Source organism: Kitasatospora sp. NPDC096147, assembly GCF_044763225.1.
In the GTDB taxonomy this organism is placed as follows: Bacteria; Actinomycetota; Actinomycetes; order Streptomycetales; family Streptomycetaceae; genus Kitasatospora.
The window spans coordinates 72,442-96,303 of the sequence record NZ_JBIWFX010000024.1 but is presented as its reverse complement, the minus strand read 5'-3'; the positions used below and the strand labels follow the sequence as shown (position 1 = coordinate 96,303).

The following is a 23,862-nucleotide window of genomic DNA, read 5'->3' as shown; positions in this document are numbered from 1 at the left end:
GACCTGGGGCGGACGGCGAAGACGGGGGCGGAGGAGTTCAAGGAGGCGGTCAAGAACTCGGGGCAGACGTTCACGGAGTCGTTGCGGGACGGTCTAGGGTCGAAGGCGGGTTCGCACGCGCGGGGTGGGTTGGACCATGCGGCGGGGCGTGGTGGCGACTCGGGTGGTGGTGGTGAGGGTGGTGGCGATCGGGGAGGGGACTCGGGTTCGACGTCCTCGCCGTCCAACTCCGGTCCTTCGCAGACCGGTTCGCCGAGCCCGTCCGCCTCCTCGTCGTCGAGCCCCGGTCCTTCGCAGACCGGCTCGCCGTCGTCCTCGAACCCGTCGAGCAGTGCTCCGGGGGACAGCGGTACGTCGAGCCGTCCGACCAGTACCGCTCCGGACGGTGCCCCGACGGGTGATGCCCCGTCGTCGAGCCGTCCGCAGCCGACGGCTGCGTCGTCGCAGCCCGACGGGTCGCGGTCGGCGGCGTTGGACCCGTTCGGTACGCGGGTGGGCCCGGAGGCGGCGTCGGACGGCCCGTCGCGGACGCCGGTGACGCCGGAGAACAGCAGTACGCCGCCCGCGCGCAACGACGACGGCGGCACTGGCGGGCGGACCAACGCCCCTGCCCCGGACAGCCGTTCGGCTCCAGACAACACCGGCACCCCGCGCACGCCCGACCAGGACCCGGGCTCGACGCGGCCGACGGCGAGTGAAGGTCCGTCCCGGTCGCCGGATGGTGACACCGGCAGCACGCGGCCGGCCGCCGACGACGGCCCGTCGCGCACGCCCGACCAGGACCCGGGCTCGACGCGGCCGACGGCGAGCGAGGGTCCGTCCCGGTCGCCGGATGGTGACACCGGCAGCACGCGACCGGCCGCCGACGACGGCCCGTCGCGTACCCCTGAGCCCGAGTCAGCGGCGCCACGGCCCGCGCAGGAGAGTGCCACGCCGACCTACGGGCCGGTGCGTCCCTCGGAGCAGGGGCCCGCACCACAGCCTGCGCCCGCGCCGGAGGCCGGTCGCCCGGCGGACATTCCGGCGCCGCGTCACGAGCCCACTCCGGAGCCGGTGTCCACCCGGCCCGACTCGACCGCACCATCCCCGCAGCACCCGTCGCCCGAGCCCGCCCCCACTCGGCCGGACCCGACCACGCCCTCGCCCCAACAGCCGTCGCCGGAGCCGGTGTCCGCGCGGCCCGACTCCACCACACCCTCCCCGCAGCAGGCGTCGCAGCCGGAGCGCTCGGCGCCGGCCGAGCCGGCGGGTGCCGCCACGACGGACCCGCGCACTTCCCCCTCCGCCCCGGCGCCCGCGCACACGCCCTCTCCTGACAGTGCGTCGCCCGCACCGACCCGGGTGGACCCGAGGACCGCGTTCGCCAACGATCCGACCCCCGGCAACCCCACCTCCCCCTCGGACCCGTCCCACACGACCCCGGCGGGCACCCCGCGCCTCAACACCGCCGGCCTGGGCGCCACCGCCACGGCCCCGGCGCCGGAGCACCGGCCCACCCTCGGCCCGATATCCACCCCCGACCCCACGCCCGGCACGCCCGGCGGTGTCCCGTACGCGGGGGCGCCCTCGGCCGCGAACCCGACGAGCACGCCGCCGGGCAGCCGCCCGCAGGCTCCGTCCGCACCACACGCGCCGACCGGCCCGGTGCCCTCGCAGCGCCGCCCCGCCGCCGACGGACCCACCTTCGGGCCGCGTCCGGCCGCCGACCGGGGCCCAGTGCCCAACCGGCCCGACCCCCGCACTGCCTTCGCCAACCCCCGTCCGGACATCGGTAACCGCCTCAACCCGGACGGCCAGAACGTCACGCCCCCGAAGCCGGACGCCACCCCGCGCCCTGACCTCGGCAACCGCCTGGACCCCAACGACCAGCACACCGCCCCGAAACCGGACGTGACCCCGCGTCCGGACCTGGGCCGCCGCCTCGACCCCAACGGTCAGAACGTCACGCCCAAGCCGGACAGCACTCCTCGTCCGGACCTGGGCCACCGCCTGGACCCCAACGGTCAGAACGCCACCCCGAAGCCGGACAGCACTCCGCGTCCGGACATCGGGAACCGCCTGGACCCCAATGGCGACAACTCGCGCCCGGACAGTGCCCGTTCACACGAAGGCGACAATCCGCGCCCGGACATCGGCCACCGCCTGGACCCCGATGGCCAGACCCCGAAGGAGCCCTACCGTCCCGCGACCGCGGACCGCCCCCAGGGCAGCCCCGGTGGACTCGACGACCCCTCGGACGCCGACCACCGTCACCTCCAGGACGAGATCCCGCGCCACCCCGACGGCACCCCCGTCCGGCACCCCGACCCCGAGGACGGCGACTGGCCGGCCGCCGTGAACGGCGCCGACCCCAACGCCCCGGGGCGCAACAACAACTGCGTCGACGTCGCCCTCGCCATGGTCGACACCTACTCCGGCCACCCCACCCCGGCGGCCTCCCGCACCCCGGACCTCGACGCCGACGGCCACCCCTCCGACCGGGGCGAGCGCAACGGCCGCGACCGCATCGAGAACGCCCTCGGCACCCGCTTCAACGACATGGGCAACGGCCCCGACGCCTACCGCCGCCTGGAGAACACCCTCCGCAACAGCGGCCACGGCTCCCAGGCCGTCATCATCACCACCGACAAGGACGGCCGCTCCCACGCCTGGAACGCCGTCAACCACAACGGCAAGATCACTTACATCGACGGCCAGACCGGCCAACGCAGCAACCGCCCCCTCCACAACGGCGACAACGGCGTCTTCGCCATCCCCCTCGACCCCGACCGCGCCCCCACCACCCCCCACCGTGACGACACCACCGACCCGCACGACACCGACCGCCGCGCCCCGGAGGAGGCGGCAGGTACGAGCCCGGACACGGATGCCGTCGAAGCCCGCAAACGGGTCGTGGAGGAGCAGGCCCGGAAGGCCAACGACCCCAACAGGGACTGGTTCAACCGCCACTACCGCCCGGGCGACGGTCACCGCTGGGATGCCAAGGGCGTGGATGACGAGACCGGCGAGCCGTTGGCGATCATGCGGGACGACCCGGACAACCCGGGCACGTGGACGGCGAACGAGTCGACACCGCTTCCGTCCATGACCACCGACCGCAAGGACGGCAAGGCCGACACGTTGCCGAAGGAGCTGGAGAAGGTCTTCGACGACTCGGTCCAGAAGCGTCGCAACGCGATCACGGCGGACCAGGCGAACAGGGCAGTGCTCGATGCGGCGAAGGCGGCGGACGACGCCAACTCCACCCCCGCGACGAAGCAGGCGCTGGCCGACGCGCAGGAGGACTACGCGGCCTCGCACACCGAGGTGCGCGACGCGAGCGAGAAGCTCGGTGAGCAGGCCGCCCAACTCCACGCGGTCCAGGACCACTTCCCCGGCGCCAAACGCCGGGACAACGAGGAGACCGGGAACAACCGCTTCGATCAGATCTACGACCTGCCGGACGGACGGATGCTGGTGGTGGAGGCCAAGGCACCGTCGGCCGACCTCGGCAGCCGGAAGGACCTGGCCGGGCGCCAGGTCGAGCAGGGGCACCCGGCCTATTTCGACGCGATCGTCTCGCAGATGATCAAGCGGGGAACCGCGGCTGAGGACGATGGCGCGGAGCTGGACCTCGCCATGGAGCTGGCGGTTGCCAAGGCCGATCAGAAGGTCGTCTATGTCGTGGTCAAGGCGAAGGTGAACCGCATTCCGGAGTCGAGTACCGGCGGGTCCGCGGAAGTTGACGGCCAGGGCTCCGGAGGAGCCAAGCTCAGGGACGAGTACGCGGGCTATAGCATGGAGCAATTCAATCTGTACAACCTTGACGCCAAGGGAAATCCGATCTAGAGGGGCTGGGTCAGTTGACTGTGGTCGTTGCACGGCATGAGATCACCGGCAGGAACACCGAGTCCGTTCTCCAGAAGATGGACAAGTACCTTGCCACCTGGCTCACGACCTTGGGCACGCGGCCGCTGAGTGCGTACCAGGTCATGGATACGGCGGTGACCATCGCGGAGATGCGAACGTCCAGCGACCCGAAGGCGGCGAGCCTTGAGACATGGGACGCGTTCCTGACGGCCATGCAGGCGTCGGTGGCGGTGTTCGCGTCGGCCGGGATCTCCGAGGGACAGGTGGAATGCCGGATCGCCGGCCGGGTGCGAACGATTCCGGCCGGCGATTCTCTCCGGGAAGCGCATGCTGGGAACTGGTTGACGGCGTTCTGGCTGTGCGTCGTCTGCCGCGAGACCGAACGGCTGGATGCGTTGGCAGCATTGCCGGTTGAGGTGCTCCGTGAATCCGGCGCGGTGTACGACGAGTACGTCTACGCGTGGGTGGAGGCGTTGCAGGCGTACTGGAAGCGGGAGCCGCTGCAGGCGGAGAAGTTGGCGGCTGCCATTGAGGGTTCTGATCCGGAGGTGGCGCGGATCGCGTCGAAGGACTACCTGTTGCGGGTGGTGTATCCGCCGATGGAGATGTTCTACCAGTTCCTGAAGGGGGATCAGGCAGCGTTCAACTCCTCGCTCGTCCAGGCGCTGGAGTTGCACAAGGAGTACTGGACCTCGGACAGGGAGCGGTCGATCACCTCGACGGGATTCTTCGCGTTGGCACCCTTGGCGGTGGCCTGTATGGCGTTCGACAGCGGGATGCGGATCGAGGTGGAGTCGGACTACCTGCCGGAGAACCTGCTGGACCGTAGTTGGATCGGCGAGTACGAGACGACCTGAACCGGCTTCGCCGCCACGCTCGTGGATGCCGAGTGCGAAGCAGGGTCACCCTGCGTATTTCGAGACGATCCTCAAGCACATGGAAGGTCGTGGTGAACCCGAGAGCGGTCTTGCCAAGAAGCTGAGGGCAGGCATGGATTCTCGGTGAGTGGACTACGTCCTGGTGCGTCCCAGGGGCACCGGGAAGGGTGGCAGTGAGAAGCTCGACGGTCATGAGATGCATTACTTCGATTCCCAACTGACAGAGGGGAAGCGGGCAGTGGTTCAGAAGGCGGTCCGTCATGAGGTTGCGGAGACGGACGTGCCGGCTCGGGTGGAGGCGTGGGAGAGCCACATCCCGGAGCTGCTCGCGTACGTGGAGGCGAAACCCAAGGCCCTGAGTCTGCTCATCGATCCGGTCATGTCGGCGGCGTGCACTCGTTCTCTCATCGACCCGTCTGCTGCTCGGTTGGAGAGCTGGGAAGCGTGGGTCGTCGCCATGCAGGTCAGCTCTGCGGTGTTCGCGTCGGCGACTGCGGAGCCCGGGGGAACGGCGCAGTGCAGGATCGCGGATCGGGAGTGGTCGATCCCGGCGATCGGTCCGCAGTACTACACGAACGCGGGTCGGTGGCTCTCGGCGTTCTGGCTGTGCGTGGTCTGCCGGGAGGCCGAGCGGCTGTCGATGCTGAGCAGCGTGTCGGTTGAACTGCTGCGGCAGTCGGGCGCGGAATTCGACGAGTACGTCTATCCCTGGGTGCAGGCGCTGCAGGCGTTCTGGAACGGCGATGCTGAGCTGACAGATCGACTGGCCGAGGCTGTGCAGGGTTCTGACCCAGCGAACGCCCCGGTAGCCGGCGAGGAGTTGATGCTCCGAGTGCTCTATCCACCTCTGCAGGCGTTCTCCTACGTCTTGCAGCGTGATCAGGAGAAGTTCGACGAGGCGCTGTTGCAGGGACTGGTCCTGTATCGGCAGTACTGGTCGGCGGATGAGGAGCGACTCGAGGACTCGGACGGGCTGGTGGCTCTGGCACTGCTCGGGGTGGCCTGCCTCGCCAAGGACGTGGGAATGTCGGTCGGGGTCGAGTCGGACTACCTGCCCAAGCACTTGCTGGAGCGGTCTTGGATCGGGGAGTTCCCGACCTGATCGTGCAGGGCTGGTCGGGCGGAGGGGTTCGCTCCGTTGGGAAGTCGATGGGTTCGGCGTCGAGGACGACAGCCGATCTGAGGGGTGAGTGGATAGTGGTTGTGGCACGTCATGAGATTCCGACCGAGCACGCTCCGAACGCCCTTGAGGGGCTGGGCGAGGATCTGGTCGCGGATCTCGAGGACTTCGGGAGCCGGCGGCTTGGCCTGATCGAGTTGATGGATACGGCAGTGACCATCACCGAGGGGCGTTTGCTGCTGGACCCGAAGGCGGGGCGTATCGAGTCGTGGGAGGCGGTCCTGACGGCGATGCAGGCGTCTTCCGCGTTGTTCGTGGCGGCGGGCATGGCCGAAGGGGAGGCGGAGTGTCGGATTGCCGGTGAGGTGCGGCGGGTTCCGGCGGGTAACTCGAAGCGGGAAGCGCATGCCGGGAACTGGCTGACGGCGTTCTGGCTGTGCGTCGTCTGCCGCGAGACCGAACGGCTGGATGCGTTGGCAGCATTGCCGGTTGAGGTGCTCCGTGAATCCGGCGCGGTGTACGACGAGTACGTCTACGCGTGGGTGGAGGCGCTGCAGGCGTACTGGAAGCGGGAGCCGTTGCAGGCGGAGAAGTTGGCGGCTGCCATCGAGGGTTCTGATCCGGAGGTGGCGCGGATCGCGTCGAAGGACTACCTGTTGCGGGTGGTGTATCCGCCGATGGAGATGTTCTACCAGTTCCTGAAGGGTGATCAGGCAGCGTTCAACTCCTCGCTCGTCCAGGCGCTGGAGTTGCACAAGGAGTACTGGACCTCGGACAGGGAGCGGTCGATCACCTCGACGGGATTCTTCGCGTTGGCACCCTTGGCGGTGGCGTGCATGGCTTTCGACAGCGGCATGCAGGTCGAGGTGGAGTCGGACTACCTGCCGGAGAACCTGCTGGACCATAGTTGGATCGGCGAGTACGAGACGACCTGAACCGGCTTCGCCGCCACGCTCGTGGATGCCGATGACGTGGTGATGGCGATGGGGAGAGCGGGAGGGTGGGCGGCGCGGGGTACGGGACGAGCAGTCTCGCCGCCGCCCTGGTGCAGGCGAGGAGTTGGCGGGATCACGTTGGTTGAAGGGAACGGCTACCGGGGCGCGGATCTGCGTGGGGCGGACTTCTACCGGGCGTATCTGGAGGGGGAGGACTTCTCCGGGGCCGATCTGACGGGGGCCTGCCTGGTGAAGGCCGAGTTGGACGAGGCGGTGCTGCGCGGGGCGCGGCTGGACGGGGCGGAGTTGACGGCGGCTTCGCTGTACGCGGTGGACGCGTCGGGGGCGAGCTTCCGAGGGGCGCTGATCCTGGGGGCGGGGCTGCTGGAGACGGACCTGCGGGGTGCGGACCTCTCGGGGGCGGTGCTCCACGAGAACTCGTTCAAGGTGCTGGTGGACGGGGCGACCGTGCTCGACGGGCTCACGGGGACGGTCTTCGGGCCGGTGACCCTGGTGCGGGAGGACGGCCAAGTGGAGCTGGGCGGTGCGGAGTTGGAGCGGTGGATCGCGGCACGCGGCGGGCGGGTGCAGGTGATCCCGCCGAAGCGGCCGATGGCGGGCCGGCCGGCCTCGGTGGCGGCTGCGGCGATGGCGGCGCGGCTGCGGGCGGTGGACTGGCGGGACCAGCGGCGGGCGGTGGCCGAGGCGGAGACCCGCGCGGTGCTGGTGAAGGAGTACCTGCGGCGGGCGGCGCTCTGGGTGGAGTGGTCCGGGGTGGCGGTGGGGGACTGGCCGTTCCTGGACCTGGTGGAGTTGGTCGATCCGACGGTGGAGGTCCCGGAGGAGGTGCGGGTGCCGTTCGAGGAGTACCTGTCCGACACCGTGGGGTTGCCGAGTGCGTGCGCGGTGAGCCGGGCCGCCGTCCGGTGGGCCGCGATGACGGAGCTGTCGGCCGTGCCGAGGCCGCCGTTGGAGGATCCGTACGAGCCGCTGGTCCGCTGCTTCGAGCTGGGTGGCGGGCTCGCCACCGAAGGCCACTGGATCGACCTGTGGACGGTGATGATCCCCCGGCGTAGACCGGCGGACTGGGCGGCGCCCGATCCGGTGACCAGGCTGCTGGACCGACTGGCGGCGGTCCGGTGGCACGACGAGGACCTGCGGGTGCGGCACGAGGGTTCGAGGGCCGGACTTTTCGCCGAGTACCTGCGGCGGATGGGGAGTTGGGCGGTCGCCAACGGGGTCGGGAGGCCGTGGCCGGCGGTCGACCCGGTGCAGCACCTGGACCCGGCGGTACGGTTGGACGCGGCGCACGAGGCCCGGCTGGCGGAGCTGACGGAGGACCGTGCGCTCGGCCCGCTGGTCGCCCGGCTGTGCCGGAACGCCGCCCGCTGGGCGGAGTTGGGCCGGTGGCGGGCGGTCGGCGTGGCCGAGGACCCGTTCGAGCCGCTGCTGCTGTTCTTCGAGCGGGGCGGGCAGTTCTTCCGGGAGGGCGGGATCGCGCTGATCGGGAACGGCGGCGTACCGATCCGGACGGCGGCGGAGTGGGCGGGGCAACCGCCGATCGGCTCATTGGCGAGCGCCGACCTGGATGCGATGGACCGGTGCTGACGCGGGCGGGGGACGGCGGACACTCCGTCAGGTCCGGCCTGCCGGGCCGGTAGGGTCAGGCGGATGGCCTCCCCGCTGCTCTCGCGTGCCCTGACCGCTTCCGGTGAACCGCCGCTGCGCCCGCTGCCCGCTGAGGTGGCCGCGCTGCTGCTGGAGCTGGACGCCCCGCCCCGGCTGGCCGCGCACCTGCGGGCGGTGCACGACGTGGCCCACCGGTTGGTGGAGTGGCTGGAGCGGTGGCACCCGGGGCTGGCCGTCGACCGGGAGGCCGTGCTGTTCGGGGCCGCCACCCACGACATCGGGAAGATCCGGCACCCGGCCGAGCTCTCCGGGCCGGGCTCGCTGCACGAGGAGGCCGGGCGGGAGCTGCTGCTGGCACACGGCACGGCCCCGGACCTGGCCCGGTTCGCGGCCACCCACGCGAGTTGGACGCTGCCCGGGACCTCGCTGGAGGAGCTGCTGGTGAGCACGGCCGACAAGGTGTGGAAGAACAAGCGGCTGCCGGAGCTCGAAGACCTGCTGCTGGAGCGGCTGGTGGTGGCGAGCGGCCGGGAGCGGTGGGAGGAGTACCTGGCCCTGGACGAGCTGCTCACAGCGCTCGGGGACGGGGCGGAGGAGCGGCTCGCGTTCCAGGGGGCGTTCCCGGCCTGACCGGTCGTCAGGGGGTGGGTTGCCGGACGGCCGCTGGTCGTGCCCCGGTCCCGGCGGGTGTCAGTGCGGGATGGCGGCGATCAGGTCGGAGGCGCCCTGCCGCTTGAGGGCCAGGGCGGTGGCGGTGCCGAGGTCCTCCGGGGTGAGGGAGCCGGCCCACTCGTGGGCGTCCAGGATCTGCTTGCCGTCGGGGGAGAACACCCGGCCGCGCAGCGAGAGGCGGCCGTCCGGCTCGGCCTTGGCGTAGCCGGCGATGGGCGAGTTGCAGTGGCCCTGGAGGACGTGCAGGAACATCCGCTCGGCGGTGGCCTCCCGCCAGGTGGCGTGGTCGGCGAGGCCGGCCACGGTCTCGATGGTCCGGTGGTCGTCCTCGCGGCACTGGAGGGCCAGCACCCCGGCCCCGATCGGCGGACACATCGCCTCGACCGTCAGCACCTCGGTGATCCGGCCGGTCTCGCCGATCCGCTCCAGGCCGGAGACGGCGAGCAGCAGGGCGTCGTACTCGCCGGCCTCCAGCTTGGCGAGCCGGCTGTTGGCGTTGCCGCGGATCGGCAGGCACTCCAGGTGCGGGTGGGTGGCGGCGAGCTGGGCCACCCGGCGGACGGAGGAGGTGCCGATCCGGGCGCCGGGCGGGAGCTGGTCCAGCGTCAGGCCGGCCGGCTGGACCACCGCGTCGCGGATGTCGTCGCGGCGCAGGTAGGCCGCGAAGACCGTCCCGGCCGGGAGCGGGCGGTCGGCCGGGACGTCCTTCAGGCAGTGCACGGCGAGGTCGGCCTCGCCGGCCAGCAGTGCGGCGTCGACCTCCTTGGTGAAGGCGCCCTTGCCGCCGAGCTTGGCGAGGTCACCCATCCAGCGGTCGCCCGAGGTGGTGACGGGCACCACCTCGGTGCGCAGGCCGGGGTGCAGGGTGGCCAGTTCGGCCCGGACCCGTTCGACCTGGGCGAGTGCCATCGGGGAGGAGCGGGACACGATGCGGATCAACTCGGCAGCAGGCATGGAGGGATGATAGTTCGTTAGCAGCAAGATCCCGGACGCCGCGCGACGGGCGGCCGGGTGTCCGTCAGGTGTGCCGGAGGAGCCGGCCGGCCCCTCCGGCCGGGCTGCCGGTCAGACCGGGACCGAGCCCGACGGCCAGGCCCGGGCGGCCCTCCGGACGGCCCGACGGCCAGGCCTAGGCGGCCCGTCGGTCGGACCCGGACACCCCTCGGTCGGACCCGGACGGCCGGGTTGTCAGACCCGGACGGCCTGCCGGGCGGCGGTGCCCGGGGCCTGCCGGATGAGGTCGAAGAAGGCTGCGACGGCGGGCGACAGCCCGGTGCCGTCGGCCCACAGTGCCTGCGCGTAGGTCTCGGCCCGGGGCAGCCAGGGCAGCACCGAGAGGCCCTCATCGGCCAGGCCGCCTCCGCTGACGGCGCTCTCGGGGACCATCGCGACGCCGAGTCCGGCCTGCGCCATGCTCAGCGAGCCCCGGGTGGAGCCGGTCTCCAGGACGGCCGGGTCGAGGCCGTGCTCCCGGCGCAGGCGGTGCAGCAGCCCCTCCTGGGAGGCGCATTCCGGGTCCACCACCAGGACGCGCTCGACCGAGTCGGCCGCCGTCCCGCCGGTGCCGATCGGCAGCGGCTCGCCGACCGGCACCAGCGGGACGCGGAACCGGGAGCACCCGGAGGGGCGGTTGGTCAGTCGGTGCTGCTCACAGCCGGGGAGAACCCGGGTGCGCGGCGCGTAACCCGTCGGCGACGACCCCCGTGATCTGCCCGCAACAGGGCCTGCCTACGGTGATCGGTCAGGAGCCGTCGGAGGAAGGGTCGCAGCGTGAACCAGGTACGGACCGCCTGCTCGTACTGCGGCGTCGGCTGCGGCATCGTGCTCGACCTGACCACCGGCCCGGACGGGCGGACCACCGCCGCCAAGGCCACCGGGGACAAGGAGCACCCGGCCAACGCCGGACGGCTCTGCACCAAGGGCGCCACCCACGCCGAACTGTTCGCCGCCCCGGGGCGGCTGGGCACCGCGCTGGCCCGGGCCGAGCGCGGCGCGCCGCCCGCCGAGCTGGCGGTGGACGCCGCGATCGCCGAGGCGGCGCGGCGGCTGCGGGCGGTGCTGGACGAGCACGGGCCGGACGCGCTCTCGCTCTACGTCTCCGGCCAGATGTCGATCGAGGCCCAGTACCTGGCCAACAAGCTGGCCAAGGGCTACTGGCGGACCAACAACATCGAGTCCAACTCCCGGCTCTGCATGGCCAGTGCCGGCAGCGGCTACAAGCTCTCGCTGGGAGCCGACGGCCCACCCGGCTCGTACGAGGACCTGGACCGGGCCGACCTGTTCCTGGTGATCGGGTCCAACATGGCGGACTGTCACCCGATCCTGTTCCTGCGGATGATGGAGCGGGTCAAGGCCGGGGCGAAGCTGATCGTGGTGGACCCGCGTCGCACCCCGACCGCCGAGAAGGCCGGCCTCTTCCTCCAGGTCCGCCCCGGCACCGACCTGGCCCTGCTGAACGGGCTGCTCCACCTGCTGGTCGAGAACGGCGCCACCGACCCCGCCTTCATCGCCGAGCACACCGAGGGCTGGGAGGCACTGCCGGAGTTCCTGGCCGACTACACCCCGGCCGCCGTCTCCGCGCTCACCGGGATACCGGAGGTCGAGCTGCGCACCGCCGCCGAGTGGATCGGCGCGGCGGCCGACTGGACCAGCTGCTGGACCATGGGCCTCAACCAGTCCACCCACGGCACCTGGAACACCAACGCCCTGGTCAACCTGCACCTGGCCACCGGCGCGATCTGCCGTCCGGGCAGCGGCCCGTTCTCGCTCACCGGGCAGCCGAACGCGATGGGCGGCCGGGAGATGGGCTACATGGGGCCCGGCCTGCCCGGCCAGCGCTCCGTGCTGGTCCCCGAGGAGCGCGCGTTCACCGAGCGGGTCTGGGGGATCCCCGAGGGCAGCCTGCGCACCGAGGTCGGCAAGGGCACGGTGGAGCTGTTCGAACGGATGGCGGACGGCGCCGTCAAGGCGTGCTGGATCATCTGCACCAACCCGGTCGCCTCGGTGGCGAACCGGGCCACCGTGATCCGGGGCCTGGAGGCGGCCGACCTGGTGATCACCCAGGACGTGTTCGCCGAGACCGAGACCAACGCGTACGCCGACCTCACCCTGCCCGCCACCCTGTGGGCCGAGTCGGACGGCGTGCAGGTGAACTCCGAGCGCTGCCTGACCCTGGTGCCCGGTGTGCTGGACGCGCCCGGGGAGGCACTCCCCGACTGGCAGTTGATCGCCCGGGTGGCCTGCGCCATGGGCTACGCCGAGGGCTTCACGTACGCGAGCGCGGCCGAGGTCTTCGAGGAGCTCACCCGCTTCTGGAACCCGGCCACCGGCTGGGACCTGCGCGGGGTGGACCACGCGCGGCTGCGCGGCGGCCCGGTGCAGTGGCCGGCCGCGCCCGGCGGGCCGGACCGCAACCCGATCCGCTACCGCAACGACGGCGTCAGCCAGGCCCTGCTGGAGCACCCGGACGGCAGCCGCCCCGCACTGGCCTTCCCGACCCCCACCGGTCGGGCCCGGTTCTTCGCCCGGCCGCACCTGCCGCCCGCGGAACTCCCGGACGCCGAGCACCCGTTCACCCTCACCACCGGCCGGGTGCAGCACCAGTGGCACACCCTCACCAAGACCGGCAAGGTGGCCAAGCTCAACCGGCTGGACCCGGGCCCGTTCGCCGAGCTGCACCCCGAGGACGCGGCGGAGCTGGGGATCGCGGAGGGCGATCAGGTGGAGATCGCCTCCCGGCGGGGCCGGGCAGTACTGCCCGCCCGGGTCACCGACCGCGTGCTGCCCGGGAGTTGCTTCGCCCCGTTCCACTGGAACGATCTGTACGGCGAGTACCTGAGCGTCAACGCCGTGACCAACGACGCCGTCGACCCGGTCTCCTTCCAGCCCGAGTTCAAGGCCTGCGCGGTCCGGCTGACCAGGGTCGCGGCGGCCGTCAGCCCGGCCCCGGCTGCCGCTCCCGGCCCGACGGCCCTCGCCGCCGTCGAGCTTCCCGCCGAACTTCCGCTCACCGTACCGCTGTTGGCCACTGCCCTCGGCCTGGGAGAGCTGGCCCCGCCGGCCCTGACCGAGGAGGAGCGCAGCTACCTGTCCGGCTACTTGGCCGGGATCACCGCCGCCCCGCCCGGCCACGGCGTGCCGGTGCTGCCCGCGCAGGCGCCGCTGGCCGCCGCCACCGCCCGCTGGGTGGACGGGCTGCTGGCCGGGATGTACTCCCGGACCGTCCCCGCAGCGGGCGAGGGCGGGCAGGTGCTGGTGCTCTGGGCCTCCCAGACCGGGACGGCCGAGGAGGCCGCCGCCGCTCTCGGGGCCCGGCTCGCCGCCGCCGGGCGGTCCGCCCGGGTGCTCGCCATGGCCGACTGCACGCCCGCCGAACTCGCTGGAGGCGCCGACCTGTTGGTGGTCAGCAGCACCTTCGGCGACGGGGACGCGCCGGACAACGGAGCGGCCTTCTGGCAGTGGCTCAGCGCCGAGGACGCGCCCCGGCTGGCCGGCACCCGGTACGCCGTGCTGGCCTTCGGCGACTCCAGCTACGCCGACTTCTGCGCCCACGGCCGCCGGCTGGACGAGCGGCTGGCCGAGCTGGGCGCCGAGCGGCTGCTGCCCCGCACCGACTGCGAGCCCGGCCAGGAGCAGCGGGCCACCGACTGGTCGGCCCGCGCGGTGGAGGCGCTGGGCAGCGCCAAGGCCGCCGCGCCGAGCACCGCCAAGCGCCGCGAGCACCCGGCCCGGCTGGTCGGCAACCGGCTGCTCAGCCTGCCCGGCGCCGCCAAGGAGGTGCGCCGCTTCACCTTCGACCTCGGCGAGGACGGCCCCGCCTACGAGGCCGGCGACGCACTCGGTGTCCGCCCGGTCAACTGCCCGTCCCTGGTGGAGGAGTGGCTCACCCTCACCGGCCACCACCCCGAGGCCGCCGTCACCCTGGACGGCCTCGGCGAGCTCGGCTTCGCCGAGGCGCTGAGCCGTCACCTGGACATCACCCGACTGACCCCCGACCTGCTCCGGCTGGCCGCCGAGCGGACCAGGGACCGGGAGCTGCGCGCGCTGCTCCGCCCCGACAACAAGGACGGTCTGGCGCGCTGGAGTTGGGGACGCCAGGCGGCCGACCTGCTGGCCGAGCACCCGCTCAAGCTGACCGCCCAGGAGTGGACCGACACCCTCCGCCGCCTCCAGCCCCGGCTCTACTCCATCTCGTCCAGCCCGCTCACCGACCCGCAGCTGGTCAGCGTCACCGTCTCGGTGCTCCGCTACGAGGGCCCGACCGGCCGCCCCCGCAAGGGGGTGGCCTCCACCTTCCTGGCCGACGCCGACCCGGCGGCCGGTGCCGGTGCGGGCCTGTCCGTGCCGGTCTTCGTCCAGCGCGCCCCGCACTTCCGCCCGCCCACCGAGTCCGCCACCCACACCGTGATGATCGGCCCCGGCACCGGCATCGCCCCCTTCCTCGGCTTCCTGGAGCAGCGCCGCGCCCTCGGGCACCTGGGCCGCAACTGGCTGTTCTTCGGCGAGCAGCGCCGGGACACCGACTTCTACTACCGCGACGAGCTCGACGACCTCTACCGCTCCGGCACCCTCTCCCGCCTCGACCTGGCCTTCTCCCGCGACCAGCGCGCCAAGGTCTACGTGCAGGACCGGATGCGCGAGCACGGCGCCCAGCTCTGGCGCTGGCTCCAGGACGGCGCCCACCTCTACGTCTGCGGTGACGCCACCCGGATGGCCAAGGACGTCGACCGCACCCTCCAGGAGATCGCCGTCACCCACGGCGGCCTCACCGGGGCGGAGGCCGAACGCCACCTCAAGCAGCTGGCCGCCGACGGCCGCTACTCCCGGGACGTCTACTGACCGGCCGGGGGCGGCACCGAGGGGACGGCCCCTGACGCTCCATCCCCTAACGCTCCGTCCGGCGCCGCCGGACCACCACCGCCAGGTCGACGGCGGCCAGCAGGGTGAGCACCCCGCAGACCACGGCGAAGGTGCGCAGGCTCGCCGGGCTCGGGACGTCGCCGGGGCCGTTGGCCGCCGACCAGAGGGCGAAACCGGCCGTCATCAGGGCGAACAGCGGAGTGAAGAGGACGGAGAGCAGGAGGCGCAGCCTGAGATCGCTGCGGGCGGTCAGCGGCTCGCTGCCGCTGCGCCACTCGTGCGGAGTGCTGGTCCGACGCATCGCTCCACCGCCTCTCCCGCCCCTACCATCGGCATGTACCCGCGAGGGGAGAGGGATAACGGGATGGACGAGGACGCGTACACCGGGCTGACCCGGGAGGCGGCCGAGCGGCTGGCCGCCGAGCAGGGGTGGCGGACGGTGCGGGTGCTGGCGCCGGGGGCGTTGATCACCCTGGAGTACCGGGAGGACCGGCTCAACCTTCAGGTGCGGGACGGTCTGGTGGAGCGCTGCTGGCAGGGCTGACCGGGGCCGGACCGGCCGCGGGGCGGGCCGGGGCGGCGCGCCAGAGGTCGGTGATCCTGCGGTCCACCGCGGTGACCAGCGGTTCGAGGGCCGGGAGGGCGAGCAGGACCAGCGCCCCGGCGGCCCAGCCGGCCAGTACGTCGGAGAGCCAGTGGGTGCCCAGGTAGACGGTGGTCAGGCCGACCGAGGCGGCGACCACCGCGGCCAGCACCACGCCGGTCCGTTGCCATCGCACCGCGAGGTAGGCCAGCACGCCCCAGGTCACCACCGAGTTGGCGGTGTGCCCGGAGGGGAAGATGGTGCCGCCGAGGAAGAGCTCGGGGCTGTCCAGGTAGTGCGCGTAGTGCGGGCCGAGCCGACCGGTGAGGATCTTCACGCTGCCCACCGTGATGTTGAGCAGCAGCAGCGCCCCCGCCATCACCAGCAGCGGTCGGACCGTGCGCCGTCTGACGCACCGCCAGCCCAGCCAGGCGCAGGCCGCCACGGCGGAGGGGCCGCGCTGGCCGGCCACCACCCACAGGTCCAGGAAGTCCAGCACGCCGGGCCACCGCTTGTACGGGCGCAGCTGTTTGAGCCACCAGTCCAGCCGCACCAGCGAGGTGTCGAACACCACCGCCAGCACCACCAGCAGGTAGAGCAGGGCGACCAGCACGGTCAGTGCGAGGTGGCCCCGGCTCATCAGGGGCGGCGGGCTGACGGTGGGTCGGTCGGAGGCGGGCACGGCCCGACAGTACCGGGACGGAACCGGACAATCCGGCATCCGTGCGGAACGGCCGCTTCCGCAGGGTGGGGGTCCTGCGGAAACGGCCGCCGTACCGGGCCCGAACCAGGGTCGGCCGACCGGTGTCAACCGAGTTGTTCGGACATCGGTTGCAGAGGAACTTAGCAGCCCCCCGCTCGTCGCAGTCACCCCATTTCCGCTGGGAGCGCTCCCCGTGCGGGACCCGGGAAGCCGTCAGGCCCCGCAGGGTGTGCGGGGCCTGACGGGAGGTGCGGTGCCGCTCCTCGCGGGGTGCGGCGGGGACTGCTGTATGTAAGGAGTGGTCAGGGGGTGAGCCGCTCTACGGCGGCGGCCCCCTCCAGCTCCAGCTGGCGCCGGGCCCGCTCGATCAGGGCGGGGGTGGGGGTCCGGCCGGAGGCCATCACCAGGTCCTCGGGGTCGACCGGGTGCTCGGCGCCGGTGTGCAGCAGCCGGTCGGGCGTGGGCATGGAGTCGGCGTCGCCTGCGGGGTTCGTCATCGTGCTGCCTCCAGGGTCCTCGGACCGGGGTCCGGAAGGGGGTGCGCACCGGCACCCGTGCCCCGAGTCTGCCCCCGCCGCCGGGCCGGCGCGAACGGACGGCCCGGCGCCCGCCGGCCGGTCAGTCCAGCGGGCCGCCCGCGACGTAGATGACCTGGCCGGAGACGAAGCCGGCCGCCTCGGCGGCGAGGAAGGAGATGGTGTTGGCGACGTCCTCCGGCAGTCCCACCCGGGCGACCGGGATCTGGGTCGCGGCGGCGGCCTTGAAGGCCTCGAACTCCATGCCGACCCGGGCCGCCGTGGCGGCGGTCATCTCGGTGGCGATGAAGCCGGGGGCGACCGCGTTGGCGGTGATGCCGAACTTGCCGAGCTCGATCGCCAGGGTCTTGGTGAAGCCCTGCATCCCGGCCTTGGCGGCGGAGTAGTTGGCCTGCCCCCGGTTGCCCTGGGCCGAGGAGGAGGAGAGGTTGACGATCCGTCCGAAGCCGGCGTCCACCATGTGCTTCTGGCAGGCCCGGGACATCAGGAAGGCGCCCTTGAGGTGGACGTCCATGACGGTGTCCCAGTCGGATTCGGACATCTTGAACAGCAGGTTGTCGCGCAGCACGCCGGCGTTGTTGACCAGCACCACGGGGGCGCCGAGCTCGGTGGCGATCCGCTCCACGGCCGCCGCCACCTGGGCCGCGTCCGAGACGTCCGCGCCGACCGCGAGGGCCCGGCCGCCGGCCGCGGTGATCCGCCCGGCGGTCTCCTTCCCGGCCTCCTCGGTCAGGTCGACCACCGCGACCGCGTAGCCGTCGGCGGCGAGCCGCTCGGCGGTGGCCGCGCCGATCCCGCGCGCGGCTCCGGTGACCACCGCGACGCGGGGGGTGCTCTGCTCGGTCATGTTCGTACTCGTCTCTCTCTCGGGGGTGACGGGAGAACGCCATCGACGCCGCCGAACGTTCGGACGGGCGTTGTGGGCGCAAGATTACCGACCGGTAGGAATGCTGACCAGAGGGCAGAGCCGCAGGTGACGCAGGGTGAGGATGGCTCATGTTCGGAGCCGTGGAGGCCCGTTCGGCGTGTGCGCGACACCTGGCGGAAATATGCCAACTCTGCCGAACAAACATCTACTCCTGGCCCCAGCCTGCCAGTTCTGGCCGACCGTTTGTATAGTGTGCGCCAGCAGCCACCGGCTGCACGGCTGGCGCGCTCACCCTCACAGCGGGTCGCTCACTCGCCGTTACTGCCCACCCGGGTGTCCCACACACACCGGGTGTGACATCGGGACGGATTTCATGGTGCTGGGGGAGATCCCGACAACCCGCGTGCCCGGCCGACTGCAGCAGTCGCCCGGACACCTCATTCGCGTGGCCCAGCAGGTGCACACCCGCCTCTGGTCCGAGCATGTCGGCAACGAGTTGACGGCGCCTCAGTTCGCCGTGCTGCTCGTGCTGGCGCTCGAACCGGGAGCGGACCAGCGCACCGTCGGCGAGCGTGCCTCGCTCGACAAGGCCACGATGGCCGAGATGGTCGCCCGGCTGGTCCGGCGCGGTCTGGTCCTGCGCCGCCGCGATCCCGCGGACGGCCGCCGCAAGCTGCTGGCGCTCTCGCAGAACGGCGCCCAGGTGGTCCGCGAGGCCACCGGCGGCGTGGTCCGCGTGCAGCGGACGCTCTTCGAGCCGCTGACGCCCGACGAGCAGCTGGAACTGGTCCGGGTGATGGCCCGCATCGCCCGACTGGAGCCCGCTGCGGTGGCGGCGATGACCGACGCCAGGCCCCTGCTGGACGCGCAGCGCGCCGTCGGCTACCTGATCAGGGTGGCGCAGCAGGTGCACACCAAGCTCTGGTCCGACCAGGTCGGCTCCGACCTGACGGCGCCGCAGTACGCGGTGCTGGACGCGCTGGAGACCGAGCCGGGCGCCGACCAGCGCACCGTCGGCGAGCTGGCGTCGTTGGACAAGGCGACCATGGCCGAGATGGTCAGCCGGCTGGTCCGGCGCGGTCTGGTGCTCCGCCGCCGGGACCCGCTGGACGGGCGGCGCAACCTGCTCTCGCTCTCCCCGGCCGGCCAGGAGCTGCTCCACCGCTCCTCGGCGGGGGTCCGCGCGGTGCAGGAGCTGCTGCTCGCCCCGCTGGAGCAGCACGAGCACGCGCCCGCCATGGCGCTGCTCGCCAAGGCGGCCCGGCTGTAACGATTCATCAGTCGCCGAGGACCTGGCAGGAACGATTTTGCCGGGAGCACCGAGGCGCAGGAATTCTCTGCCAAGGCTTCTCCGGAGGGGTTTCCGGGACGCCTGCCCGATCGGCCACCGCCCTATCCGCAGAGGGCGGTGGCCGATCGGCTCTCAGTGCCGGGCCGGCGTCAGTTCCAGTCGAACTGCTGCGGGTCCGGGCCGAGGCGCTCGCCGGTCTCGACCGAGGCGATCGCGGCCAGGTCCTCGGCGTCCAGCTCGAAGCCGGCCACGTCGAGGTTCTCCCGGATCCGGGACGGGGTGACCGACTTCGGGATCGCGATGATCCCGCTCTGCAGGTGCCAGCGGAGCACCACCTGGGCGACGGTGCGGCCGTGCTTCTCGGCCACCTTCGCCAGGGCCGGCTCGGCGAGCAGGGCCTTGCCCTGGCCGAGCGGGCTCCAGGCCTCCGTGGCGATGCCGTGCTCGGCGTGGTAGGCGCGCAACTCGTGCTGCGGGAAGTGCGGGTGCAGCTCCACCTGGTTCAGCACCGGCACCAGCGCGCTGCGCTCGCGCAGCTTGTCCAGCTGCTCCGGGCCGAAGTTGGAGACGCCGACCGAGCGGGCCCGGCCGTCGGCGGCCAGCTTCTCGAAGACCGTCCAGATGTTCAGGAAGCTGTCGCCGTGCATCGGGCGCGGCCAGTGGATCAGGTAGAGGTCCACGTGGTCCAGGCCGAGCTTGGTGAGCGACTCCTCGAAGGCCCGCTCCACCCGCTCGCGGCCCTGCTCGCCGGACCAGTCGACGGTGCCCGAGTTCCACAGCTTGGTGGTGACGTACAGGTCCTCGCGGGCGACGTCGGAGGCCGCGATCGCCTTGCCGGTGCCGGCCTCGTTCTCGTAGATCGCGGCGGTGTCGATCGAGCGGTAGCCGGCCTCGATCGCGGTGGCCACGGCGGCGGTGGCCTGGTCGTCCTCGACCTGCCAGACGCCGAAGCCGAGCTGGGGGATCGAGCGGCCGTTGTTGAGGGTGATGCTCGGGATGGTGCTCACGGGAAGGGGTGCCCTCCAGGTCGTACGGACGTGCGTTGCCGACAAGGTGCCAACTGGTGGTCCACGCCACTTGTTCCCGACCTGGGCGAATTCGTCCGAACTTCCTGCGCACCCGCCCCGGCCGTCCCTCCGGCCCCGGGCCGGCCCCGGCCCGCACCCGTCCGCCCCGGCGTCCGCCCCGGTCGGACGGGCGGCGCGACCGGAAAAACGGTTGCGGCCCGCGCACGGACCCCGGCACGCTCGATGGCCGTGACCTCGTGACGGATGTCCAGCCCCGCCCGCCGCCCCCGGACCGTCCGGGCCCGGCGCGCCCCCCACCTCCCCCGCCCGCACCACCGCAGGAGCGTCATGCCGCTCACCACCCTCCCGCTGGCCGATCCCGGCCGTCCGGACCTGCACTCCCCGCTGGCCTTCCTGCGCTGGCTGCAACGCAGCCAGCGGCGGGGCAGCTGGCTCGCCACCCTCTGGGGCACCGTGGAGATGGGCGCGATGGCCGCCCTCCCGGTCGCGCTCGGCCTCGGCATCCAGGCCGTGGTCGACGGCGACACCGGCGCACTCTGGTGGGCGGGGGCGCTCGCCGTCCTCCTCACCACCCTGCAGGCGGCCGGCAGCGTGCTGCTGCACCGTCAGGCGGTGTGGAACTGGATCACCGCCGCCGCCCAGACCCGCCAACTGGTGGCCCGTCAGGCCAGCGCGCTGGGCGCCGGCCTGTCCCGCCGGATCGCCACCGGCGAGATCGTCGCGGTCAGCAGCGGCGACGTGGAGAAGATCGGCTGGTACGTCGAGCTGGTCGCCCGGGTCCGCTCCGCCGTGCTGGTCTGGCTGACCGTCAGCCTGGTGGTGCTGGTGCGCCAGCCGCTGCTGGGCGCCGCCGTGCTGCTCGGCGTCCCGGTGCTGGCGCTCTCGGTGCTGCCGCTGCTCGGCCCGTTCGAGCGGCGCTACGACGAGCAGCGCAGGCTCGGCGGCAAGGCCACCGAGTTGGCCGCCGACACCGTCGCCGGCCTGCGGGTGCTGCGCGGCATCGGCGGCGAGGAGCTCTTCCTGGCCCGCTACCGCGAGGCCTCCCAGCAGGTGCGCGGCGCCGCCGTGCGGGCCGCCCGGGTCTGGTCGCTGATGCAGGCCCAGCAGGTGCTGCTGCCCGGCCTGTTCGTGGTCGGGGTCACCTGGTACGGGGTCGAGCTGGCCGCCGAGGGCCGGATCACCGTCGGCGAGCTGGTCGCGGTCTACGGCGCCACCGCCTTCCTGGGCGCCCCGCTGCGCATCCTCGGCGAGGCCGCGCACGCCTGGAGCGTGGCCCGGGTCTCGGCCGGCCGGGCCACCCGGGTGCTGGCGCTGCGCCGCACCTCCGCCGAGGCGGTGCTCACCGCCGAGCTGCCCGCCGCTCCCGAGCGGGCCGACCTGCACGACCCGGTCACCGGCCTGACCGCCCGGGCCGGGCGGCTGACCGCCGTGGTCTGCGGCGACCCGGAGACGGCCGGCTCGCTGGCCGCCCGGCTCGGCGGCCACGTGCCGCTGGCCGAGGACGAGAGCCCGCCGCCCTCGGTGCGGCTCGGCGGCGTCGAGCTGGACGCCGTCCCGCTGGCCGGGGCCCGGGCCGCCGTGCTGGTCCACGACAAGGAGCCGGTGCTGCTCTCCGGCACGCTGGCCGAGCTGCTCGCGGTGCCCGCCTCCGGTCGGGTCGGTGCCGAGGAGGCGGTCCGCGCCGCCCAGGCCGAGGACGTGCTGGACGCCCTGGTGGACGGCTCGCCCGAGGCGGGCGGCGATCCGATGCGGGCCGGCATCACCGAGCGCGGCCGGTCGCTCTCCGGCGGCCAGCGCCAACGGTTGGCGCTGGCCCGGGCCCTGGTGGTCGATCCGCCGGTGCTGGTGCTGGACGAGCCGACCAGCGCGGTGGACGCGCACACCGAGTCCCGGATCGCGGGCGGCCTGCGGGCCGTCCGGGAGGGCCGCACCACGGTGGTGCTGGCCACCAGTCCGCTGCTGCTGGACCAGGCCGACACCGTGGTGCTGGTCGAGGACGGCCGGGTGACCGCCACCGGCCGCCACCGCGAACTGCTGCGCACCGCCCCGGCCTACCGTGCCGTGGTGACCCGAGAGGACGACGAGGCCGCCGTGCGCCTCGTCGCCGCCGACGCCGTCGAGGAGACCGTGTGAAGCCGCCCCTGATCCAGGAGCAGGGCCCGGCGACGGTCCTGCCGGTCGCCACCCCCGCCACCGTCCGGGCCTACGTCCGCCATCTGGCGCGCCGTCACCGGGGCGGCTTCGGCGCGGTGGTGGGCCTGCACACGGTCGCCACGCTGGCCGGACTGGTCGGGCCCTGGGTGCTCGGCTCGCTGGTCGAGGACCTCAGCGCGGGCACCACCGAGGGCCGGGTGCTGTCCGCCGTCGGCTGGTACCTGGCCGCGCTGGTGCTGCAGTCCGCCTTCATCGGCTGGTCCCGGCTGCGCGGCGGGATGCTGGGGGAGGAGGTGCTGGCCGACCTGCGGGAGGACTTCCTGGTGCGTTCGGTGGCCCTGCCGCCGGGCGTGCTGGAGCGGGCCGGGACGGGCGACCTGGTCTCGCGCGGCACCACCGACGTGGACCGGCTCTCCAAGTCGGTCCGCGAGGCGGTGCCCGAGCTGGCGGTGGCGGTGGTCTCGGTGGTGCTGGTGCTCGGCGCCCTGGTGCTCACCTCCCCGCTGCTGGCCGTCTCGGTGGCCGTCGCGCTGCCGCTGCTGCTGTCCACCTCGCGCTGGTACTTCCGCCGCGCCCCGCAGTCCTACCGCGCCGAGTCGGCCGGCTACGCGGCGGTCAACACGGTGCTCGCCGAGACGGTGGACGCCGGCCGCACCGTCGAGTCGCTGCGGCTCGGCACCCGCCGGGTCGAGCTGGCGGACCGCAAGATCCACGAGTGGCAGGCCTGGGAGCGGTACACCCTGTGGCTGCGCTCGGTCTGGTTCCCGACCGTCTCGGCCTCCTACGCGATCGTCATCATCGGGACGCTCGCGCTGGGCGGCTGGTTCGTGCTGCGCGGCTGGCTGACGGTCGGTCAGCTGACCACCGGCGTGCTCTACGCCCAGGCCCTGACCACCCCGGTCGACCTGATCCTGCGCTGGTACGACGAGCTCCAGGTCGGCCAGGCCTCGCTGGCCCGGCTGGTCGGCGTCCGCGAGGTGGCCGACCCGGACACCGACGCCGCGATCCGCCCGGCGGGCCGTCAGGTGGCCGCCACCGAGGTCCGGTTCGGCTACCGCGAGGGCTCCGACGTGCTGCACGGCATCAGCCTGGACGTCGCCCCCGGCAGCCGGGTCGCCCTGGTCGGCCCGTCCGGGGCCGGCAAGTCCACCCTGGGCCGGCTGCTGGCCGGGATCTACGCCCCCGGGCGCGGCAGCGTCACCCTGGGCGGGGCCGCGCTGGCCCGGATGCCCGCCGAGCGGGTCCGGGCCGAGGTCGCCCTGGTCAACCAGGAGCACCACGTCTTCGTCGGCACCCTCCGGGACAACCTCCGGCTGGCCCGCGCCGAGGCGGACGACACCGAGCTGCGGGCCGCGCTGGCCGCCGTCGACGCCGACGAGTGGGCCGAGGCGCTCCCCGAAGGACTGGACACCGAGGTCGGCTCGGGCGGCCTGGCCCTCACGCCGCCACAGGCCCAGCAGCTCGCCCTGGCCCGCCTGGTGCTGGCCGACCCGCACACCCTGGTCCTGGACGAGGCCACCTCCCTGCTCGACCCGCGCGCCGCCCGCCACCTGGAGCGCTCGCTCTCCCGGGTGCTGGCCGGCCGCACCGTGATCGCCATCGCCCACCGGCTGCACACCGCGCACGACGCCGACGTGATCGCCGTGGTGGAGCGCGGCCGGATCAGCGAGTACGGCCCGCACGACGCCCTGGTCTCGGCCGGCGGCCCGTACGCGGCGCTCTGGCGGTCCTGGCGCGACGAGGGCTGACGCCCGGTC

20 protein-coding genes are annotated in these 23,862 nt (G+C 73.1%); 11 read left to right on the top strand and 9 right to left on the bottom strand.

What is annotated here, in order from left to right; all coding sequences use genetic code 11:
* Both ACIRBX_RS37680 and ACIRBX_RS37675 read right to left on the bottom strand, forming a co-directional pair.
* Positions 1–842: hypothetical protein (locus ACIRBX_RS37680; protein WP_402304829.1), on the bottom strand; the 842-nt coding region annotated here is incomplete at its 3' end.
* Positions 843–1,031: 189 nt separating this feature from the next.
* Positions 1,032–1,274: a hypothetical protein gene (locus tag ACIRBX_RS37675; RefSeq protein WP_402304827.1), complete on the bottom strand. Its 243-nt coding sequence runs from the start codon at positions 1,272–1,274 to the stop codon at positions 1,032–1,034.
* A gap of 67 nt (positions 1,275–1,341) precedes the next feature.
* Between ACIRBX_RS37675 and ACIRBX_RS37670 the strand changes: the two genes are divergently transcribed.
* The 6 genes from ACIRBX_RS37670 (at position 1,342) to ACIRBX_RS37645 (ending at position 9,041) form a co-directional block, all read left to right on the top strand.
* Positions 1,342–3,828: a toxin glutamine deamidase domain-containing protein gene (locus ACIRBX_RS37670; protein ID WP_402304825.1), complete on the top strand. Its 2,487-nt coding sequence runs from the start codon at positions 1,342–1,344 to the stop codon at positions 3,826–3,828.
* Positions 3,829–3,848: 20 nt separating this feature from the next.
* On the top strand, positions 3,849–4,706 hold the full coding sequence (locus ACIRBX_RS37665; protein ID WP_402304837.1) for an immunity 49 family protein: 858 nt from the start codon (positions 3,849–3,851) through the stop codon (positions 4,704–4,706).
* 148 nt (positions 4,707–4,854) lie between these two features.
* Positions 4,855–5,829 carry an immunity 49 family protein gene (locus tag ACIRBX_RS37660; RefSeq protein WP_402304823.1) on the top strand — a complete coding sequence of 325 codons (975 nt, stop codon included), beginning with the start codon at positions 4,855–4,857 and terminating at the stop codon, positions 5,827–5,829.
* A 101-nt stretch (positions 5,830–5,930) separates the two neighbouring features.
* Positions 5,931–6,782 (top strand): immunity 49 family protein, encoded by an 852-nt coding sequence (locus tag ACIRBX_RS37655; RefSeq protein ID WP_402304820.1) that lies wholly within the window; start codon positions 5,931–5,933, stop codon positions 6,780–6,782.
* Between the two features lie 138 nt (positions 6,783–6,920).
* On the top strand, positions 6,921–8,390 hold the full coding sequence (locus ACIRBX_RS37650; protein ID WP_402304817.1) for a pentapeptide repeat-containing protein: 1,470 nt from the start codon (positions 6,921–6,923) through the stop codon (positions 8,388–8,390).
* A gap of 63 nt (positions 8,391–8,453) precedes the next feature.
* The gene (locus ACIRBX_RS37645) at positions 8,454–9,041 is read left to right on the top strand and encodes an HD domain-containing protein (protein ID WP_402304816.1); all 588 of its coding nucleotides are present in this window, start codon (positions 8,454–8,456) and stop codon (positions 9,039–9,041) included.
* 60 nt (positions 9,042–9,101) lie between these two features.
* Here ACIRBX_RS37645 and hemC read toward each other — a convergent pair whose 3' ends face one another.
* Positions 9,102–10,037: a hydroxymethylbilane synthase gene (gene hemC / locus ACIRBX_RS37640; protein ID WP_402304813.1), complete on the bottom strand. Its 936-nt coding sequence runs from the start codon at positions 10,035–10,037 to the stop codon at positions 9,102–9,104.
* Positions 10,038–10,271: 234 nt separating this feature from the next.
* Positions 10,272–10,676, bottom strand: a complete 405-nt coding sequence (locus ACIRBX_RS37635; protein ID WP_402304812.1) for a LysR family transcriptional regulator substrate-binding protein — start codon at positions 10,674–10,676, stop codon at positions 10,272–10,274.
* A gap of 177 nt (positions 10,677–10,853) precedes the next feature.
* Between ACIRBX_RS37635 and ACIRBX_RS37630 the strand changes: the two genes are divergently transcribed.
* On the top strand, positions 10,854–14,921 hold the full coding sequence (locus tag ACIRBX_RS37630) for a molybdopterin-dependent oxidoreductase (RefSeq protein WP_402304810.1): 4,068 nt from the start codon (positions 10,854–10,856) through the stop codon (positions 14,919–14,921).
* Between the two features lie 46 nt (positions 14,922–14,967).
* Here the strand turns inward: ACIRBX_RS37630 and ACIRBX_RS37625 are convergent, their stop codons facing one another.
* A complete protein-coding gene (locus tag ACIRBX_RS37625; RefSeq protein WP_402304807.1) occupies positions 14,968–15,243 on the bottom strand; it encodes a DUF6343 family protein in 276 nt (91 codons plus the stop codon).
* A 63-nt stretch (positions 15,244–15,306) separates the two neighbouring features.
* Here ACIRBX_RS37625 and ACIRBX_RS37620 point away from each other — a divergent pair, with 63 nt between their 5' ends.
* Positions 15,307–15,486, top strand: coding sequence for an I78 family peptidase inhibitor (locus ACIRBX_RS37620; RefSeq protein ID WP_402304805.1), 180 nt, complete (start codon positions 15,307–15,309; stop codon positions 15,484–15,486).
* On the opposite strand, the gene ACIRBX_RS37615 is transcribed toward ACIRBX_RS37620, so the two are convergent.
* The 3 genes from ACIRBX_RS37615 to fabG form a co-directional block, all read right to left on the bottom strand.
* The gene (locus ACIRBX_RS37615) at positions 15,437–16,207 is read right to left on the bottom strand and encodes a phosphatase PAP2 family protein (protein ID WP_402304803.1); all 771 of its coding nucleotides are present in this window, start codon (positions 16,205–16,207) and stop codon (positions 15,437–15,439) included. The genes ACIRBX_RS37620 and ACIRBX_RS37615 overlap by 50 nt on opposite strands.
* A 323-nt stretch (positions 16,208–16,530) precedes the next feature.
* Entirely contained in the window at positions 16,531–16,725 is a 195-nt protein-coding gene (locus tag ACIRBX_RS37610) for a hypothetical protein (RefSeq protein WP_402304800.1), read from the bottom strand.
* Between the two features lie 121 nt (positions 16,726–16,846).
* Positions 16,847–17,611 carry a 3-oxoacyl-ACP reductase FabG gene (gene fabG / locus ACIRBX_RS37605; protein WP_402304797.1) on the bottom strand — a complete coding sequence of 255 codons (765 nt, stop codon included), beginning with the start codon at positions 17,609–17,611 and terminating at the stop codon, positions 16,847–16,849.
* A 466-nt stretch (positions 17,612–18,077) separates the two neighbouring features.
* On the opposite strand from fabG, the gene ACIRBX_RS37600 reads away from it, so the two are divergent.
* Positions 18,078–18,902, top strand: a complete 825-nt coding sequence (locus tag ACIRBX_RS37600; protein ID WP_402304796.1) for a MarR family winged helix-turn-helix transcriptional regulator — start codon at positions 18,078–18,080, stop codon at positions 18,900–18,902.
* Positions 18,903–19,072: 170 nt separating this feature from the next.
* Here the strand turns inward: ACIRBX_RS37600 and ACIRBX_RS37595 are convergent, their stop codons facing one another.
* Positions 19,073–19,930, bottom strand: a complete 858-nt coding sequence (locus tag ACIRBX_RS37595; RefSeq protein WP_402304794.1) for an aldo/keto reductase — start codon at positions 19,928–19,930, stop codon at positions 19,073–19,075.
* A gap of 348 nt (positions 19,931–20,278) precedes the next feature.
* On the opposite strand from ACIRBX_RS37595, the gene ACIRBX_RS37590 reads away from it, so the two are divergent.
* Complete coding sequence (locus tag ACIRBX_RS37590) at positions 20,279–22,084, top strand: ABC transporter ATP-binding protein (RefSeq protein ID WP_402304792.1); 1,806 nt, start codon at positions 20,279–20,281, stop codon at positions 22,082–22,084.
* Positions 22,081–23,853 carry an ABC transporter ATP-binding protein gene (locus ACIRBX_RS37585; RefSeq protein WP_402304789.1) on the top strand — a complete coding sequence of 591 codons (1,773 nt, stop codon included), beginning with the start codon at positions 22,081–22,083 and terminating at the stop codon, positions 23,851–23,853. Before ACIRBX_RS37590 ends, ACIRBX_RS37585 begins: the two co-directional genes overlap by 4 nt.
* Positions 23,854–23,862 lie beyond the last annotated feature (9 nt).

What these genes read in the sequence shown, in the direction of transcription:
- ACIRBX_RS37645 (WP_402304816.1), top strand. Translation starts at nt 8,454, where the DNA reads ATGGCCTCCCCGCTGCTCTCGCGTGCCCTGACCGCTTCCGGTGAACCG.
- hemC (WP_402304813.1), bottom strand. Translation starts at nt 10,037, where the DNA reads ATGCCTGCTGCCGAGTTGATCCGCATCGTGTCCCGCTCCTCCCCGATG.
- ACIRBX_RS37625 (WP_402304807.1), bottom strand. Translation starts at nt 15,243, where the DNA reads ATGCGTCGGACCAGCACTCCGCACGAGTGGCGCAGCGGCAGCGAGCCG.
- ACIRBX_RS37620 (WP_402304805.1), top strand. Translation starts at nt 15,307, where the DNA reads ATGGACGAGGACGCGTACACCGGGCTGACCCGGGAGGCGGCCGAGCGG.
- ACIRBX_RS37610 (WP_402304800.1), bottom strand. Translation starts at nt 16,725, where the DNA reads ATGACGAACCCCGCAGGCGACGCCGACTCCATGCCCACGCCCGACCGG.
- fabG (WP_402304797.1), bottom strand. Translation starts at nt 17,611, where the DNA reads ATGACCGAGCAGAGCACCCCCCGCGTCGCGGTGGTCACCGGAGCCGCG.
- ACIRBX_RS37590 (WP_402304792.1), top strand. Translation starts at nt 20,279, where the DNA reads ATGCCGCTCACCACCCTCCCGCTGGCCGATCCCGGCCGTCCGGACCTG.